The 16,883-nt window shown below is 52.3% G+C and carries 14 protein-coding genes; 11 read left to right on the top strand and 3 right to left on the bottom strand.

Annotated elements, in window-relative coordinates; translation table 11 throughout:
• Nucleotides 1-136 precede the first annotated feature (136 nt).
• From K7X24_RS18460 to K7X24_RS18490, 7 genes are all read left to right on the top strand, one after another.
• On the top strand, nucleotides 137-1,357 hold the full coding sequence (locus K7X24_RS18460; protein ID WP_224556931.1) for an MFS transporter: 1,221 nt from the start codon (nucleotides 137-139) through the stop codon (nucleotides 1,355-1,357).
• Nucleotides 1,358-1,648: 291 nt separating this feature from the next.
• Nucleotides 1,649-2,293: an AzlC family ABC transporter permease gene (locus K7X24_RS18465; protein ID WP_411961355.1), complete on the top strand. Its 645-nt coding sequence runs from the start codon at nucleotides 1,649-1,651 to the stop codon at nucleotides 2,291-2,293.
• Nucleotides 2,290-2,619 carry an L-valine transporter subunit YgaH gene (gene ygaH, locus K7X24_RS18470; protein ID WP_224556936.1) on the top strand — a complete coding sequence of 110 codons (330 nt, stop codon included), beginning with the start codon at nucleotides 2,290-2,292 and terminating at the stop codon, nucleotides 2,617-2,619. Before K7X24_RS18465 ends, ygaH begins: the two co-directional genes overlap by 4 nt.
• A gap of 189 nt (nucleotides 2,620-2,808) precedes the next feature.
• Complete coding sequence (mprA, locus tag K7X24_RS18475; protein ID WP_224556939.1) at nucleotides 2,809-3,324, top strand: transcriptional repressor MprA; 516 nt, start codon at nucleotides 2,809-2,811, stop codon at nucleotides 3,322-3,324.
• A gap of 272 nt (nucleotides 3,325-3,596) precedes the next feature.
• On the top strand, nucleotides 3,597-4,772 hold the full coding sequence (gene emrA / locus K7X24_RS18480; RefSeq protein ID WP_224556943.1) for a multidrug efflux MFS transporter periplasmic adaptor subunit EmrA: 1,176 nt from the start codon (nucleotides 3,597-3,599) through the stop codon (nucleotides 4,770-4,772).
• A 17-nt stretch (nucleotides 4,773-4,789) separates the two neighbouring features.
• Nucleotides 4,790-6,325, top strand: a complete 1,536-nt coding sequence (emrB, locus tag K7X24_RS18485) for a multidrug efflux MFS transporter permease subunit EmrB (RefSeq protein WP_103862962.1) — start codon at nucleotides 4,790-4,792, stop codon at nucleotides 6,323-6,325.
• 207 nt (nucleotides 6,326-6,532) lie between these two features.
• Nucleotides 6,533-7,717, top strand: coding sequence for a NupC/NupG family nucleoside CNT transporter (locus tag K7X24_RS18490; RefSeq protein ID WP_103862963.1), 1,185 nt, complete (start codon nucleotides 6,533-6,535; stop codon nucleotides 7,715-7,717).
• 50 nt (nucleotides 7,718-7,767) lie between these two features.
• On the opposite strand, the gene K7X24_RS18495 is transcribed toward K7X24_RS18490, so the two are convergent.
• Nucleotides 7,768-8,202 (bottom strand): DUF3574 domain-containing protein, encoded by a 435-nt coding sequence (locus K7X24_RS18495; RefSeq protein ID WP_039536072.1) that lies wholly within the window; start codon nucleotides 8,200-8,202, stop codon nucleotides 7,768-7,770.
• Nucleotides 8,203-8,288: 86 nt separating this feature from the next.
• Complete coding sequence (locus K7X24_RS18500) at nucleotides 8,289-9,440, bottom strand: tRNA/rRNA methyltransferase (protein WP_039536075.1); 1,152 nt, start codon at nucleotides 9,438-9,440, stop codon at nucleotides 8,289-8,291.
• A gap of 249 nt (nucleotides 9,441-9,689) precedes the next feature.
• On the opposite strand from K7X24_RS18500, the gene trxC reads away from it, so the two are divergent.
• The 4 genes from trxC to pssA all read left to right on the top strand — a co-directional run bounded on the left by trxC (nucleotide 9,690) and on the right by pssA (nucleotide 15,242).
• On the top strand, nucleotides 9,690-10,109 hold the full coding sequence (trxC, locus tag K7X24_RS18505) for a thioredoxin TrxC (protein ID WP_010305384.1): 420 nt from the start codon (nucleotides 9,690-9,692) through the stop codon (nucleotides 10,107-10,109).
• Nucleotides 10,110-10,273: 164 nt separating this feature from the next.
• Nucleotides 10,274-11,005 (top strand): tRNA-uridine aminocarboxypropyltransferase, encoded by a 732-nt coding sequence (locus tag K7X24_RS18510; RefSeq protein WP_224556945.1) that lies wholly within the window; start codon nucleotides 10,274-10,276, stop codon nucleotides 11,003-11,005.
• A gap of 32 nt (nucleotides 11,006-11,037) precedes the next feature.
• Nucleotides 11,038-13,686, top strand: coding sequence for a bifunctional acetate--CoA ligase family protein/GNAT family N-acetyltransferase (locus K7X24_RS18515; protein WP_224556947.1), 2,649 nt, complete (start codon nucleotides 11,038-11,040; stop codon nucleotides 13,684-13,686).
• A gap of 200 nt (nucleotides 13,687-13,886) precedes the next feature.
• Nucleotides 13,887-15,242: a CDP-diacylglycerol--serine O-phosphatidyltransferase gene (pssA, locus tag K7X24_RS18520; RefSeq protein ID WP_103162856.1), complete on the top strand. Its 1,356-nt coding sequence runs from the start codon at nucleotides 13,887-13,889 to the stop codon at nucleotides 15,240-15,242.
• A 107-nt stretch (nucleotides 15,243-15,349) separates the two neighbouring features.
• On the opposite strand, the gene K7X24_RS18525 is transcribed toward pssA, so the two are convergent.
• On the bottom strand, nucleotides 15,350-16,630 hold the full coding sequence (locus K7X24_RS18525; RefSeq protein ID WP_103162855.1) for an MFS transporter: 1,281 nt from the start codon (nucleotides 16,628-16,630) through the stop codon (nucleotides 15,350-15,352).
• Nucleotides 16,631-16,883 lie beyond the last annotated feature (253 nt).

The following is a 16,883-nucleotide window of genomic DNA, read 5'->3' on the forward strand; positions in this document are numbered from 1 at the left end:
ATGACGCTGGCGATAAGCTAAATCAATCTCAGGAAAAACAAAACAAACTTAAGAAGCGTAAAGATATTCTGGTATCTCATTAGGCTCTGCCGGATACTATACCTTCTGCTTTTAACATCATATTAACGTTCACACTATGTCTCTTCAGCAACAATCTGTATCACCCCAGCCGCAACCGGGGCTTAGCCTGTCTTTGACCCTGATTATGTCTGTCGCGACCGGCCTTGCCGTCGCCAGTAACTATTATGCCCAACCGCTGCTGGAGACCATTGCCAGAGTCTTTGCGCTTTCCGTTAATCAGGCAGGGTTCATTGTCACCGCCGCACAGCTGGGTTATGCCGTCGGCCTGCTATTTTTGGTTCCGCTGGGGGATATGTTTGAACGCCGAACGCTGATTGTCGGCATGACGCTACTCGCCGCAGGTGGGATGCTGATCACCGCCTCTGCCCCCACGCTCTGGATCATGATTGCCGGTACAGCATTAACCGGGCTGTTCTCCGTTGTCGCACAGCTCTTGGTGCCTCTCGCCGCGACGCTGGCGACGCCGGAAACGCGCGGTAAAGTCGTCGGCACGATTATGAGTGGCCTGCTGCTGGGGATTCTGCTGGCGCGTACCGTCGCGGGTGCACTTGCTTCACTCGGCGACTGGCGCACTGTGTACTGGGTTGCCAGCACGCTAATGGTCATCATGGCGCTGGTTCTGTGGCGGGCATTGCCGCGCATTCCTCAGCAAAACACGCTGAACTATCCGCAGTTACTCGTCTCAATCTTCCGCCTGTTCTCTGCCACTCCGCTGCTGCGCACCCGTGCCATCCTGGGCTGTCTGTCCTTTGCCAATTTCAGCATTCTGTGGACATCAATGGCCTTCCTGCTGGCCTCTCCGCCCTACGATTATTCCGAAGGCGTTATCGGCCTGTTTGGACTGGTCGGTGCCGCCGGAGCCTTAGCAGCATCACGCGCTGGGCGTTTAGTCGATCAGGGCAAGGCCAAGCCGACCACCAGCGTGGGGATTATCCTGCTTTTGCTGTCATGGGGCTTTATCGCGCTCGGTATTCATTCCGTAGCAGCGCTGCTCATTGGTATTATCGTGCTGGATCTGGCAGTTCAGGGTGTACACGTGACCAACCAGAGTGTGATCTACCGTATGATGCCCGAAGCACGTAATCGCCTGACGGCAGGCTATATGACCAGCTATTTTATTGGCGGCGCACTGGGATCGCTCCTTTCAGCCTCGACTTACCAGCAGTGGGGCTGGCTGGGCGTCTGTGCCGCAGGCGGCATTATCAGTCTGTTGAACCTGCTGGTGTGGTGGCGAAGCCATCATCATGAAACGCAGGAAGCGATGGCGGCACTATAGTGCCTTCATAGACTTTCGTATTTGTAACACGCTCGCTTGAGATCGTCTCATTTGAGACAATTTCTCGCGAGAAAATTACACCCGATACCATTTCGTCAAAAACCATCACGCCAGTTACGCAATAACGTGAAATCCCAGTAACGCTTTGCTAGTGTTATCGGTTAATTCCATTTAAGTACAAAAAACATCAAGCCAGTGAAGACATTAACCACACCCACATCACCTGCACCGACAAAATCTGCGTCTTTTAGTGAAGGCGTGTTTGACAGTCTGCCGATTGTTATCGGCTACATGCCCGTGGCATTCGCGTTTGGCATGAACGCCGTCAAGCTCGGGTTTACCCCGCTGGAAGGCATTTTCCTTTCCTGCATCATTTATGCTGGGGCCAGCCAGTTCGTCATCACTGCCTTGCTCAGCGCGGGCATGTCCATCTGGGTGGCGGCGTTGACCGTCATGGCGATGGATGTCCGCCATGTGTTGTATGGACCCGCGTTACGGCATCGCATTGCACAACGACTGCCGACGCGAAAAACCGCACTGTGGGCGTTCGGCCTGACGGATGAAGTCTTTGCTGCGGCAGCTACCCGACTGGCGAAAGATAACCGGCGCTGGTCAGAAGACTGGATGATGGGCGTGTCACTGCTGGCGTGGCTTTCATGGGTGCTCGGCACGGTGATCGGAGCCGTGTTCGGTAACGGCCCGCTGAATGATTACCCTGCCGTCGAAGCAGCGCTGTCTTTCATGCTGCCTGCACTTTTCCTGAGCTTTTTACTCGCATCCTTCAGGCAGAAACAGAGTCTGGTCGTCGCCTGCGCACTCGGCGGCGCGCTGCTTGGTCTGCTGCTTTCCTCCATCCCAGCCGCAATACTGTTCGGCATTCTCAGCGGCTGTCTGGCTTCGCTGGTTAACCCTGCCACGCCACAGGTGAACGCATGAGTACAGAAGTCATTCTTATCGGGCTGATTGTCGGGCTGGTGAATTACCTCTTCCGCTATCTGCCTCTGCGGCTGAGCGCCTCACGCACTTCCGGTTCGCTGCAACGCGGCAAAAAAGCGCTGTTGCTTGATAGCATTGGCATTGCTTCTATCTGTGCGCTGCTGATTGTTTCCAGCGTGCCGGATATCCTCGCGCATCACGAAAAACTGCTGCCAACACTGGGCGGCTTTATTACGCTGACTGCCTGTTTTTATAAAACCCGCAGCATCGTCTTGTCGACGTTACTGGGCGCACTCTGCTACGGAGTAGTCTTTAAACTGCTTTGAATCTGTGGTGAGAGTTATCAAATAACATTTTGATTTAAATAAAGTAAATGGCTAATAATCTTCATTTTCAGCGATTCTCTGCTTACTTTCTGTCACAGAAATAAGCACAATTTCCCACCTGAATGCCGTTTACCCACTTAGTAACATTAGTTACTATGCACACCGTGATTAATGAGGTTTATATAAGAAATGGACAGTTCATTCACACCTATAGAACAAATGCTCGATCTACGGGCTTCACGCAAACCCGACTTCCCGCGTCAGGAAGTATTATTGCTGCGTTTGTTCATGCATGTACAGGGCAAAATCCTGGAACACAGAAACAGAATGCTGAAAGAACAGGGCATCAATGAAACCCTCTTCATGGCATTGCTGACGCTGGAATCTCAAGAGTCTTATAGCATTCAGCCCTCAGAGCTCAGTGCAGCACTGGGATCGTCACGCACTAATGCGACGCGCATTGCCGACGATCTGGAGAAAAGGGGCTGGATTGAACGACGCGAGAGCAGTAGTGACAGACGTTGCCTGCATCTGCATCTGACGGAAGAAGGCAAAGCGTTTCTTGGCCAACTGCTTCCACCACAGCACCATAGCCTCCATGTGCTTTGCTCAGTGCTTGAATCTGGTGAGCAAAAGCAGCTCGAAAGCCTGATGAGAAAGATGCTGGTCCGACTGGATGAGATGGACGAGTCAGTCAACGAATAACAGAAAAAACAACAACAAAAAACAATAGTCAGCACCTTTCCACCCGGAATGACCCGATGCTTATGTATCGGGCGGAGGTGTTTTGCTGCAAAAAATAGGTATGGCCTCTCCGCAACCGCGGTATGCGGCTTAGCAAAACGGCAATTTCACGCGCCGGGCGGGCGACCTTAAGCCCCCCGGGCCGCACAGCAAAATGAATTCATTGCGACTATCACCAGACGGCTCTGTCTGGTGCGATAGCCGATACAAAGAAAATAAAAAGAGAGAACAGCATGAGTGAAAGTGTGGAAAATCAAGTGCCGCAGACGCCACAGAAAAACAAAAAACAGCAGCGCAAACGCGTGTTATCACTGCTGACGTTTATTTTCGTCGTGCTGGGTTGTGCCTGGCTGGTTTACTGGTTCCTGGTGCTCAAACACCACCAAAGCACCGACGACGCCTACGTCGCAGGCAATCAGATTCAGATCATGGCGCAGGTCAGCGGCAGCGTCACTCATGTTAACGTCGACAATACCGATTTTGTTAAGCAGGGACAGGTGCTGGTGGAGTTAGATCCGACCGATGCCCAGCAGACGTTTGAGCGTGCGAAAACCGGGCTGGCCAACAGCGTCCGCCAGACGCACCAGTTGATCATCAACAGTAAGCAGTATCAGGCCAATATTGAGTTGCGCCAGACTGAGCTGAACAAGGCACAAAGTGACTTGAGCCGCCGGGAAGCGCTGGGCAGCGCCAATGCTATCGGGCGTGAAGAAGTGCAGCATGCTCGCGATGCCGTCGCGACCGCCAAAGCCGCGCTGGAAGTCGCCAGACAGCAATATCAGGCGAATCAGGCAATGATTCTGGATACGCCGCTTGAGAAGCAACCCGCCATACAGCAAGCCTCCGTAGAAATGCGCGATGCCTGGCTGGCGCTACAGCGCACCAAAATCGTCAGCCCGATTGATGGCTATGTCTCACGCCGTAGCGTGCAAATTGGCGCACGTATCTCTTCGACGTCAGCACTGATGGCCGTGGTTCCTACCAATCACCTGTGGGTCGATGCGAACTTCAAAGAGACGCAGTTAGCCAATATGCGCATCGGCCAACCAGCTACCGTGATCGCGGATATCTACGGTGACGATGTCGTGTACCAAGGAAAAGTGGTCGGTCTGGATATGGGTACCGGTAGCGCGTTCTCTCTGCTGCCTGCCCAGAACGCGACTGGCAACTGGATCAAAGTCGTTCAGCGCCTGCCCGTGCGTATTGAGATCGATCCGAAGCAGATTGCCGAACATCCGTTGCGTATCGGTCTGTCCGCACTGGTTAATGTCGATACCGCCAATACGGAAGGCAGCGCGTTAGCAGAAACCTCACGCACCACACCTGCCTACCAAAGTGATGCTCTGACGTTGGATCTCACGCCTGTTAATCAGGAAATCAGCGCCATTATTCAGGCGAACGCCGGTTAATCGGGCAGGAGAGAAACGTGCAGAGAGAACCGCTTAAAGGTGCCAGTCTGGCCTGGATGACTGTTGCTCTGTCGCTGGCAACGTTTATGCAGGTGCTGGACTCCACCATCGCCAACGTCGCTATTCCGACTATCGCCGGTAATCTGGGTGCGTCCAACTCACAGGGAACGTGGGTCATTACCTCGTTTGGGGTCGCTAATGCGATCTCTATTCCTATTACCGGCTGGCTGGCCAAAAGGTTTGGGGAAGTCCGCCTGTTTTTATGGTCAACGGCACTCTTCGCCCTGACATCCTGGCTGTGCGGAATGTCCACCAGCCTGGAAATGCTGATTTTCTCCCGCGTCTTGCAGGGGATTGTCGCCGGGCCGCTGATCCCGCTGTCACAGAGTCTGTTGCTAAGCAATTATCCCCCCGCAAAACGCAGCATCGCCCTGGCGCTGTGGTCGATGACCGTGGTCGTCGCGCCGATCTGTGGTCCGATTCTGGGCGGCTGGATTAGCGACAACTACCACTGGGGCTGGATATTCTTCATCAACGTTCCGTTGGGCATCGCCGTGGTGTTTATTGCCATGCAAACGCTGCGCGGGCGGGAAACCAAAACCGAGATCAGGCCCATCGATACCATCGGGCTGGCATTGTTGGTTGTCGGTATCGGTAGCCTCCAGATGATGCTCGACCGGGGCAAAGAGCTGGATTGGTTTAACTCGACAGAAATCATCACCCTAACCGTGGTGGCGGTGATTGCAATCGCCTTCCTGATTGTCTGGGAGCTGACGGACGACCATCCGGTGGTGGATTTGTCCCTATTTAAATCGCGCAACTTCACCATTGGCTGTCTGTGTATCAGCCTCGCCTACATGTTTTACTTCGGGGCGATCGTGCTCTTGCCGCAGCTGTTGCAGGAGGTGTATGGCTATACCGCCACCTGGGCCGGGCTGGCGTCAGCACCGGTTGGGCTGATGCCAGTGTTACTGTCGCCGATTATCGGTCGATTCGCGCCGCGTCTGGATATGCGCAAACTGGTGACGTTCAGCTTTATCATGTATGCCGTCTGTTTTTACTGGCGCGCGTACACTTTCGAGCCGGGCATGGATTTCGGCGCATCGGCCTGGCCGCAGTTCGTTCAGGGGTTTGCCGTCGCCTGCTTCTTCATGCCGCTGACCACCATCACGCTGTCGGGTCTTCCGCCGGAACGTTTGGCGGCAGCATCAAGTCTGTCGAACTTTACCCGAACGCTGGCGGGATCGATCGGGACGTCGCTGACCACCACGCTCTGGACACAGCGCGAATCGCTACACCATGCGCACCTGACGGAATCTATCACGCCCTATAATCCGATAGCGCAGGAAACGTACCAGCAGCTTCAGGCGATGGGAATGAGCCAAACGCAGGCCTCAGCCTACATCGCAGAGCAGATTACCGCACAGGGACTGATTATTTCTGCCAACGAAATATTCTGGGCCGCAGCGGCCGTATTTCTGGTGCTTCTGGTGCTGGTCTGGTTCGCTAAACCGCCCTTTACCACTGGCGGTGGAGGCGGTGGCGCGCACTAACTCGCCGTAAGCTTTCTGTCCCCTTCCGCCAGCAACTGGCCGAAGGGGAACCCTCTTTTATCCTTCCCACCGTCCCCTGATGACTCGAATACGTCTCGCCATCCTTATAGCGCGGTAGCGAATAAGGATTTACAGATTCGGGATAAACATATTTTCACATTCCGATTACAATGCGCCTCTTTTATTCGGGGATTAAGTGGTTCTTCTATGTCACAGGTTTTACATTTCATTTTGGCAACAGCAGCCATTTTTTTGCTGGCACTGCTCGTCAGTCACGACAGAAAACGCATCCGACTGCGCTTTATTGTGCAACTGCTGGTGATTGAAATTTTGCTGGCCTATTTCCTTTTACATTCCAGCATCGGACTTAATGCGATTAGCGCCTTTGCCGGTTTGTTTGAAAAGCTATTATCTTTCGCTAATCAAGGCACCGATTTTGTGTTCGGCGGGATGAACGCACAAGGGCTTTCCTTTATCTTTCTCAATGTGCTTTGCCCTATCGTCTTTATTTCTGCGCTGATCGGCATTTTGCAGCACTGGCGCATTTTACCGTTTATTATCAAAGGCATCGGCACGCTGCTGTCCAAAGTAAACGGGATGGGGAAACTGGAGTCGTTTAACGCCGTGAGTACGCTAATGCTCGGGCAATCAGAGAATTTTATCGTCTATAAGGGCATCCTCGCCGACATGTCGCCACGTCGGATGTACACGATGGCGGCAACAGCAATGTCGACCGTATCCATGTCGATTATCAGCGCCTACATGACCATGCTGGACGCTAAATACGTTGTTGCGGCGCTGATTCTGAATATGTTCAGCACCTTTATCATTCTGTCGATTATCAACCCTTATCAGCCTGACGACGAACCAGAACTGAAACTGGAGAAGCTGCATGAAGACCAAAGCTTCTTTGAAATGCTGGGGGAATACATTCTTGCCGGGTTTAAAGTAGCGATGATTATCATGGCGATGCTGATCGGCTTCGTGGCGTTAATTGCCGCCGTGAATGCACTGTTCAGCACCGTCTTCGGCATTAGCTTCCAGGCCATTATGGGCTATGTCTTTTCACCGCTGGCGTGGCTTATCGGCATTCCGTCTTCCGATATTCTGAACGCGGGCAGCATCATGGCGACCAAGCTGGTGGCGAATGAATTCGTTGCCATGATCGAATTGAAGAAGATCGCAGCAGAGATGTCGCCACGCGGACTGGGCATTTTGTCCGTGTTCCTGATTTCCTTCGCTAACTTCGCGTCAATCGGCATCATCGCGGGCGCAATCAAAGGGCTGAATGAAGCACAGGGCAACGTGGTATCGCGCTTCGGTCTGAAGCTGGTTTATGGTTCTACGCTGGTGAGTTTACTGTCTGCGGCGGTAGCGGGACTGGTGCTGTAATACGTGTGAGATGAAAATCATCAGCCCCTGAAAAGGGGCTGATGAAAAAATTAGAACGCGACGCACACGGGCGCATCAATCCGCATGACGGATTCCTGCGCGAAACGTGATTTGTAGGTCGTACGCAACGCTTCAATATCACGCTCCCGATCGGGGCCGTGAATCAACATCAGCGCCTTGCTGTTCTCTCGGGCAACCACGCCATCATTCCCTAGCCATTGTCCTTTGGCATCAAACACCGTCAGCCCTTCTTTAAAGCGTGGCGTAACGTCACCATCCAAGAATGCTTTCCACTCGGCATCTGAAATCGCTGGGCCAGCAGGACGATTCAAACCAAAATAAAGCGTGGTCTGCACCTGCTTATCGCCAACCTGACACGCATCAGCGGCTGGCGCAGCAGCAACGGACGAGCGCGGCAGCGAGTTACAACCACTTACCAGCAATGTACCCAACAGTAACGATACCGCGATAATTTTCTGCTTCATCACTCGTTCTCTCATCCGTGGTTACACCTACTCAGGGAGCTAATTCTCCCTGAGCGTCGACGCGCACGATCAGCCGACACGTACTATCAGGCCTGGTTCTGTCGCCACCACTCGGACAGCAAAATGCCCGTAGCGACTGAAATATTCAGACTTTCAACCTTACCGGTACCGCCGATAGAGACTTTCACGTCCCCCTGCTGCCAAGCGCTATCCGACAGACCATCACCTTCCTGACCCAGCACGATCACGGTTTTCGCCGGAAGCGTTGCTTGCGACAATGCCGTGCCTTTATGGCTGGACGTGGTCACGATGGTATAGCCTGCGTTACGGAACTCCGTCAACACGGACAGGAAATCGTCAGCGTTGATCGCTTTAACGTGTTCCGCACCGCCTTCTGCCGTGCGTACGGCTGCACCGGATTCCAGCAGCGCCGCATCCTGCACCAGCACGCCTTTCACACCGAAATGCGCACAGCTGCGCATAATGCCGCCGAGGTTGTGCGGGTTACCCACATCTTCCAGCGCCAGTACGCAGTCTTGCTCGCCAGCCGTTTTCAGGTACTCACGCACATCCATTCCCTGACGCTTTTTAATCAGGAAACACACGCCGCCGTGGTGCTCGGTGCCGGAAGCCTTAATCAGCTCTTCCTCTTCCACGACATGGTAAGCCTTGCGGTTTGCCGCCATCCAGCGCAGTGCATCGCGGAAACGCGGCGTCACTTCTTGCAGGAACCAGGCTCGAACGATCACTTCAGAACGGTTTTTAAACAGCGCCTGACAGGCATTTTCGCCGTAGACACGTGTTTCTTCCTGACGCTGGCGACGCAGTTGCTCAGGATCGATATGGCTCTTGCCTGTGATCCCGCCATGGTCCGGCGTTTCGCTGTCGCCTGGCGCACGAGACACGGTTTTCCACGGTGATTCATAGCCACCGGTATCGTCACCGCGCGGTCGGCGAGGCTTATCACCGCTGCGTTCATTACGATCTTTATTGCCCCACGGCGATTTCGCATTGCTATCACCGTCACGGGACGGATTTTCCCGGGCATAGCGCGGGTTAACATCACGTGGATGCTTCGGCTTTTCGCGTTGATCGCGAGAGCCGCCGCCATCACGCCGATCGCCACGGCGATCTCTTTCAGCAGGGCGCTTGTTTTTATTCTCTTTCTCGCCCTCATCATCACTGCGGACGTACATCACACGGACTTTGCCGCTTTTACTATTGAATGAATCGCTCATTGTTCTCTCCACCTACGCGCTGGGCGCGAAGATTACCTTATGTACACCCGCTTAGCCACACGCTTGTGGTAAAAGAGCGCTAACAGTCAGAAGCTATTGTAGCTATTGGGCAAACCACGTTGTTGCCATAATGTCTCCCCACCATAATTTATTCACGCTTAAGCAACATACCGCTGACTTTCCAATGCCGTATTGCGCGCATTTTATCAGCGACATCTTTATTTTAGCCCTTTTATCTGAGGCCCTGTTATGAATACGGTATGTGGATCTTGCCAAACAACCAATCGCCTGCCAGAAGAGCGTGTTGATGACCATGCAAAGTGTGGTCGTTGCGGAGAAACCTTATTCAGCGGTGACGTTACCAATGCCACAGAAGCGACGCTCGATAAGCTGTTACAGGACGATCTTCCCGTTGTGATCGATTTCTGGGCCCCTTGGTGTGGCCCCTGCGTCAACTTCGCCCCGGTGTTTGAAAATGTCGCGCAAGAGCGTAGCGGGAAAATCCGCTTCATTAAGGTCAATACCGAAGCCGAACCGGCACTCAGCGCACGTTTCCGTATCCGCAGCATTCCAACCCTCATGATCTTTAAACAGGGCCAGATGGTCGACATCCTTAACGGCGCGCTGCCAAAAGCACAGTTCGAGAGCTGGCTGGACGAATCACTATAGAGAATTAGGGTAGGAGCGTAGGTATTATTGTCTCCTACCCTTTTGGTCAACTCGCCTGTCGATTAGAATGTCGCCTTTCTGAATCAGCTTCTCAATGATGAAAACGAAGCAGGTTCGTTGCAGAATCTCATGGCGCCATCTATTTCATGCTCAACCATCCTTTAATGGTCAACCGTCCCCTTATGGACAATGCCGTACTCCGTCTGCGCCAGCAACGTCTTGAGCAGTCAACCAAACCGTTTCGCGCCCGTGGCTGCCGCGTAGTACGCTGCCAGCAGTGTTTATTACCCGCAACCAACTGCCTGTGTCACACCATTCAGGCGCAGGAGTCCCGCAGCCGCGTCTGTCTGGTAATGTTTGATACCGAACCGTTAAAGCCGAGCAATACCGGACGTCTTATCGCCGATATTCTCCCTGAGACGCAGGCGTTTCGCTGGTCACGCACCGAGCCCGATCCCGAATTGCTGGCTACTCTGCAAAACCCGGACGTTCAGCCGTATCTGGTTTTCCTTGCCGATGCAGCGGAAGAAGGACGTCAGGTGTTTCACCAACTTCCCGTAACGGAAAAGCCTGCGCTATTTGTCTTACTCGATGGAACGTGGCCGGAAGCGCGTAAAATGTTCCGTAAAAGCCCTTATCTGGACAACCTGCCGATCCTGTCACTGAATGTAGAGGCACTTTCCCGCTATCAACTGCGTGAAGCCAGTAGCGCAGGACAGCACTGTACCGCCGAGATTGCCATCGCCCTGCTCGCACAGGCGGGGGATATCGTCGCGGCCGACGCGCTATCCCAGCATTTTGATCGTTTCCGGCGACACTATCTGGCGGGGAAATCACACCATAGCTTGCGAGAAAGTTTACCCACCGTCACAGCACAACCGGCAGAAAGCGTTTAGTATCAAAGGGGATTGATGTGAAGGAGTGACGCATGAGCCAGCGCGGATTGGAAGCACTGTTACGCCCTAAGTCTATCGCCGTTCTCGGCGCGTCCGAAAAACCGGGAAGAGCCGGTTTTCTGATGATGAAAAATTTGTTGGACGGCCATTTCAGCGGCCCCGTGCTGCCTGTTACACCGAAATATCGTGCCGTCTGCGGCGTGCTGGCCTATCCGACTGTTGCCAGCTTGCCCATGACGCCCGACCTTGCCGTGATTTGCACCAACGCCAGTCGTAATCTCACGCTGTTAGAAGATCTGGGCCAGAAAGGCTGCAAAACGGTCATCATCCTCTCCGCACCACCGACCCAGTTCAGCGAATTAAAGGCTTGCGCTGCACGCTACCACATGCGCCTGCTTGGCCCTAATAGCCTCGGGCTACTCGCGCCCTGGCAAGGCCTGAATGCCAGTTTCTCCCCAGTACCGATTATGAAAGGCAAGCTGGCATTCATTTCGCAGTCGGCCGCTGTGTCCAACACGATACTGGACTGGGCGCAGCAGCGCGGTATTGGCTTTTCCTATTTTATCGCTCTGGGCGACAGTCTGGATATCGATGTCGACGACCTGTTAGATTTTCTGGCACGCGATGGCAAAACCAGTGCGATTCTGCTGCATCTGGAACACATCAGCGATGCGCGCCGCTTTCTTTCCGCTTCTCGTAGCGCATCCCGGAATAAACCAATACTGGTGATAAAAAGCGGGCGCAGTCAGCAGGCACAGCAGTTGCTGAATGACCAGCGCCACGGTCTGGATGCCGCCTATGACGCGGCAATTCAACGCGCAGGCTTACTGCGGGTACGGGATACGCATGAGCTTTTTTCCGCGGTGGAAACCTTAAGCCACCTGCGGCCGCTGCGCGGTGAACGCCTGATGCTAGTAAGCAATGGCGCATCGCCCGCTGCACAGGCGCTGGATCAGCTCCTCAGCCGACAAGGCAAGCTAGCACAGCTCAGCGAGGCGACCCGACAAGCGCTACAGGAAGCGCTACCGCCAACCGTCACGATCGGCAATCCGCTCGATCTGCGTGATGATGCGACCGCGGCTCGCTATCTGGCAGCGGTTTCAGTATTACTGGACAGCGATGAAGTCGATGCACTCTTAATCATTCACGCGCCCAGCGCCGCGGCTCCCGGCACCGATAGTGCATCTCAGTTGATCACGCTCTTCCAACAGCATCCGCGTGGGAAAAGAATTACGCTGCTGACCAACTGGTGCGGCGAATTCTCCTCGCAGGAAGCACGACGTTTGTTTAACGACGCAGGCATTCCGACCTATCGCACACCGGAAGGCGCGGTTACAGCATTTATGCATACCGTCGAATATCGACGTAATCAGAAACAGTTAAAGGAAACCCCGGCGCTACCGCTGAATTTAGGCATCAACGCCAGTCAGGCACATGCGCTGATTCATCAGGCGCTATCAGACGGCGTGACGCAGCTCGACACGCATGAAGTTCAGCCGATCCTGCAAGCCTACGGCTTGGATACGTTACCCACATGGATTGCTGGCGACAGCGCAGAAGCCGTCCATATCGCCGAACAAATTGGCTATCCGGTCGCGATTAAGCTGAGATCGCCAGATATTCCGCACAAATCGGAAGTTCAGGGCGTTATGCTATACCTGCGAACCGCCAGAGAAGTCCAGCAGGCGGCAGATGCCATTCTTGACCGAGTGAAGCGCACCTATCCACAGGCGCGCATCTACGGCCTGCTGGTGCAGAGCATGGCAAATCGCGCCGGTGCGCAGGAGCTCAGGATTGCCGTCGAGCAAGACCCCGTTTTCGGCCCACTGATTATGCTAGGGGAAGGTGGCGTTGAGTGGCGAGAAAAACAGGCTGCCGTCGCCCTGCCTCCGCTGAATATGACGCTAGCCCGCTATTTGGTGCTGCAAGCGGTGAAAGGCGGCAAAATTCGGGAGTACAGCGCGCTGCGTCCGCTGGACATTCCCGCGCTCAGCCGCTTGCTGGTTCAGGTCTCCAACCTGATTCTCGACTGCCCTGAAATTTCCCGACTAGATATTCATCCTCTGCTGGCATCCGGGGATACGTTTACGCTGCTGGATGTCACGCTACATCTGACGCCGTTCAGTGGCGATCCGCAATCAAGGCTGGCAATTCGCCCTTATCCGCATGAGCTGGAAGAAACCGTTACCCTCAAAAATGGTGATAGCTGTCTATTCCGGCCAATTTTGCCGGAAGATGAACCGCTGCTCAGTTCGTTCATTGCAAGAGTGACGAAAGAAGACCTGTATTACCGTTATTTCAGCGAAATTAATGAATTTACTCACGAAGACTTAGCCAATATGACACAAATTGACTACGATCGTGAGATGGCATTCGTTGCCGTGCGCCAACTCGGTGAGGAGACGGAGATTATTGGCGTGACGCGTGCGATTTCCGATCCGGATAATACGGATGCGGAATTCGCCGTGCTGGTTCGCTCCGATCTAAAAGGGCTGGGCCTTGGCAGACGCCTGTTGGAAAAGCTGATTGATTACGCCAAAGCGCATGGTCTCTTCCGCTTGACCGGCATCACCATGCCGCATAATCAAGGCATGATACAGCTGTCCAAAAAGCTCGGTTTTCACATCGACGTACAATTAGAAGAGGGAATTGTGACACTGGAATTGCCGCTGAAGAATTGATAGCACGACGTGACATGGCTCGTGCAACGGGAATTGTGATACCCATTCAATGGCAAAACAGACTCACAACAGCTGGAAAGTAATGGTATTATCGCCCATTCGGCTACTCCTTAACTTTTGATAATGACCAGAAGGTCATATACCCTAGTACAGCTCGAAGTATGGTGGGTATAAACTAATGAGAGAAGAATCGCACTGTGATGCTGTCAAATTTTAAACGCAATAAATACCAACAGCACCTTGCACAACTGCCCAGAATTCCTCAGAACGCAGATGATGTTCAGACGTTGCACTCGCCTGAGCTTTTCCGCACGACGCTGATTAACGCCATTCTGAGTGCTAAAAAACGCATCTATATCGTGGCGTTGTATCTTGAGCGCGATGATGGCGGCATGGGGATTCTATCCGCAATTTATGAAGCCAAACGGCAGTGCCCAGAGTTGGATGTCCGTGTTCTGGTAGACTGGCATCGTGCTCAGCGCGGCAGGATCGGCGCAGCGGCAGAAAATACCAATGCTGATTGGTATTGCGATATGGCGAAAAAACATCCAGACACGCATTTCCCTATCTATGGCATTCCTGTCAACACGCGCGAAGCCTTGGGCGTGCTGCACCTGAAAGGGTTCATTGTCGATGACACAGTTATCTACAGCGGGGCCAGCCTGAATGATGTTTATCTGCACCAACATCAGAAATACCGTTATGACCGCTACCAGCTGATTCATAATCCGGCATTGGCCGATACGATGGTGCAATATATCCAGACCATGCTATCGGCTCCGGCAGTACAGCGGTTGGATCATACCGATCGCCCCAAGAGTCTGGAAATCAAAAATGATATTAAGCAGTTCCGCCAAACGTTGCGTACTGCCAATTATCAAGCCCCGGAACACAGCGCGGATGCAAACGAATTAAGCGTCACGCCACTGGTCGGGTTAGGAAAGCAAAGCCCGCTGAATAAGACCATACATCACCTGATGTATTGCGCTGATGAGCATCTGGTTATTTGTACTCCCTATTTCAACCTGCCAGCACTGCTGGTGAGAAATATAATCCGGCTATTGCGTGATGGTAAAAAAGTAGAAATTATTATCGGCGATAAGACTGCTAACGATTTCTATATTCCAGAAGACCAGCCTTTCAAAATCATCGGCGCGTTACCGTATCTCTATGAGATCAACCTTCGCCGTTTTCTGAGTCGTCTGGAGCGCTACATTGAGAATCAGCAGCTTGTTGTGCGGCTATGGAAAGACGGTGACAACAGCTTCCACCTGAAAGGTATGTGGGTAGATGACAAGTGGCAGCTGTTGACGGGGAATAACCTTAACCCGCGAGCATGGCGTCTGGATCTGGAAAATGCCATCCTGATTCACGATCCTCAGAAGGTTCTATTGCAGCAACGTCTGGACGAGCTGGACACGATCAGGACGCATACTCACGTCGTAAAAAGCTATATGGAACTGGAGAGCATTGCGCAATATCCAGTGAAAGTCCGCAAGCTGATACGACGTTTGCGCCGCATCCGTATCGATCGACTCATAAGTCGTATTCTCTAAAACTCACGCTATACTTTGAAAAACCTCGGAAGCCGAGGTTTTTTATTGTCATTTTGGGATGTAGCCAGTGCAACCACCGGCTATGCGTTATGGCAATTGTCTGAAAACTAAAGCTTCATCCCCTTGCCTCTGCGATGCAGCGTCAATGACACAATAAACGCAATCGCCCCCATCACTGATACGTACCAGAAGAAAGCCGTTTCCATACCAAACGATTTCAGCGAAAGTGCAACATACTCAGCCGAACCACCAAACAACGCATTAGCAACCGCATAAGATAAGCCTACGCCCAATGCCCGGACTTCAGGTGGGAACATTTCTGCTTTTAAAATGCCGCTGATGGACGTGTAGAAACTGACAATAATCAGTGAAAGCATCACCAGTGAGAAGGCAATGACAGGGCTCGTCACACTCTGCAGTACCGTCAGAATGGGAACCGTCAGCAATGCTGCAAGTCCGCCGAAACAGAGCATTGAGCTACGACGGCCAATCCTATCTGACATCGCACCAAAGAACGGCTGTAGCAGCATAAAAATAAACAGTGCGAGGGTCATTAACCCGCTAGCCGTTTTTGCATCCATTCCTGCCGTATTTACCAGATACTTTTGCATGTAAGTGGTAAACGTATAAAAAGCTAAAGAACCACCGGCCGTAAAACCCAGTACGGTAATAAAAGCTCGACGATGTTTCCACAAACCTGCAAGTGAGCCAGCATCTTTATGTCCGCGAGTTGTTTTATCAGAGGTTTCATTCAGAGAACGGCGTAAATAAAGTGCAACAATCGCCAAAACAGCGCCGAGAGCAAAAGGAATACGCCATCCCCACGCACGCAAATCCTCATTACTCAGAACCTGTTGTAATATCACAACGACTAACAACGCCAGTAGTTGACCGCCGATCAGCGTGACATATTGGAAAGAAGCATAGAATCCCTTTCTTCCCTCAACGGCAACTTCACTCATATACGTCGCGCTAGTACCGTATTCTCCACCGACAGAAAGCCCCTGAAATAAACGGGCTAATAACAGTAAAAAAGGAGCCCAGGTGCCAATGGTTTCATATCCCGGTAAGCATGCAATAACCAGAGATCCAAAACACATCATGCAGACCGAAATTAGCATTGAATTTTTACGACCATGCTTGTCTGCAATGTAACCGAAAAGCCAACCGCCTATCGGTCTCATTAAAAAGCCTGCTGCAAAAACCCCTGCGGTTTGTAGTAATTGAGTGGTGGTATTTCCCGAAGGGAAAAAGATATGGGCAAAATAGATTGAGCAAAAGGAATAAACATAAAAATCAAACCACTCAACCAAATTACCCGATGAAGCGCCAACTATAGCTCGGATACGCTGACGCGTATCTTTCGCATTTTCCGTTAGATCAGTCATCCTATTTTATTCTCCTGTTTTTCCGAGCATAAAACGATGCCCGCTATAGTAAAGCAGCACTTAAACCCTGAGGCAAAAAGTTCCTGATTGTAATAATTTATTAATGTAACAACGCAAGCAGTGCCTTTATTATCCTTAACAGAAACATGGATAAATAAAGTAGTAACAAACAGGATGTTATTATGAGATGGGTTAATAAGAAGATAAGTGAATCTATTCATGTAAAAGGAAGAGTTTACTATCCTGAAATTGA

It is taken from the genome of Pectobacterium versatile (genome assembly GCF_020166435.1).
Classification (GTDB): Bacteria; Pseudomonadota; Gammaproteobacteria; order Enterobacterales; family Enterobacteriaceae; genus Pectobacterium; species Pectobacterium versatile.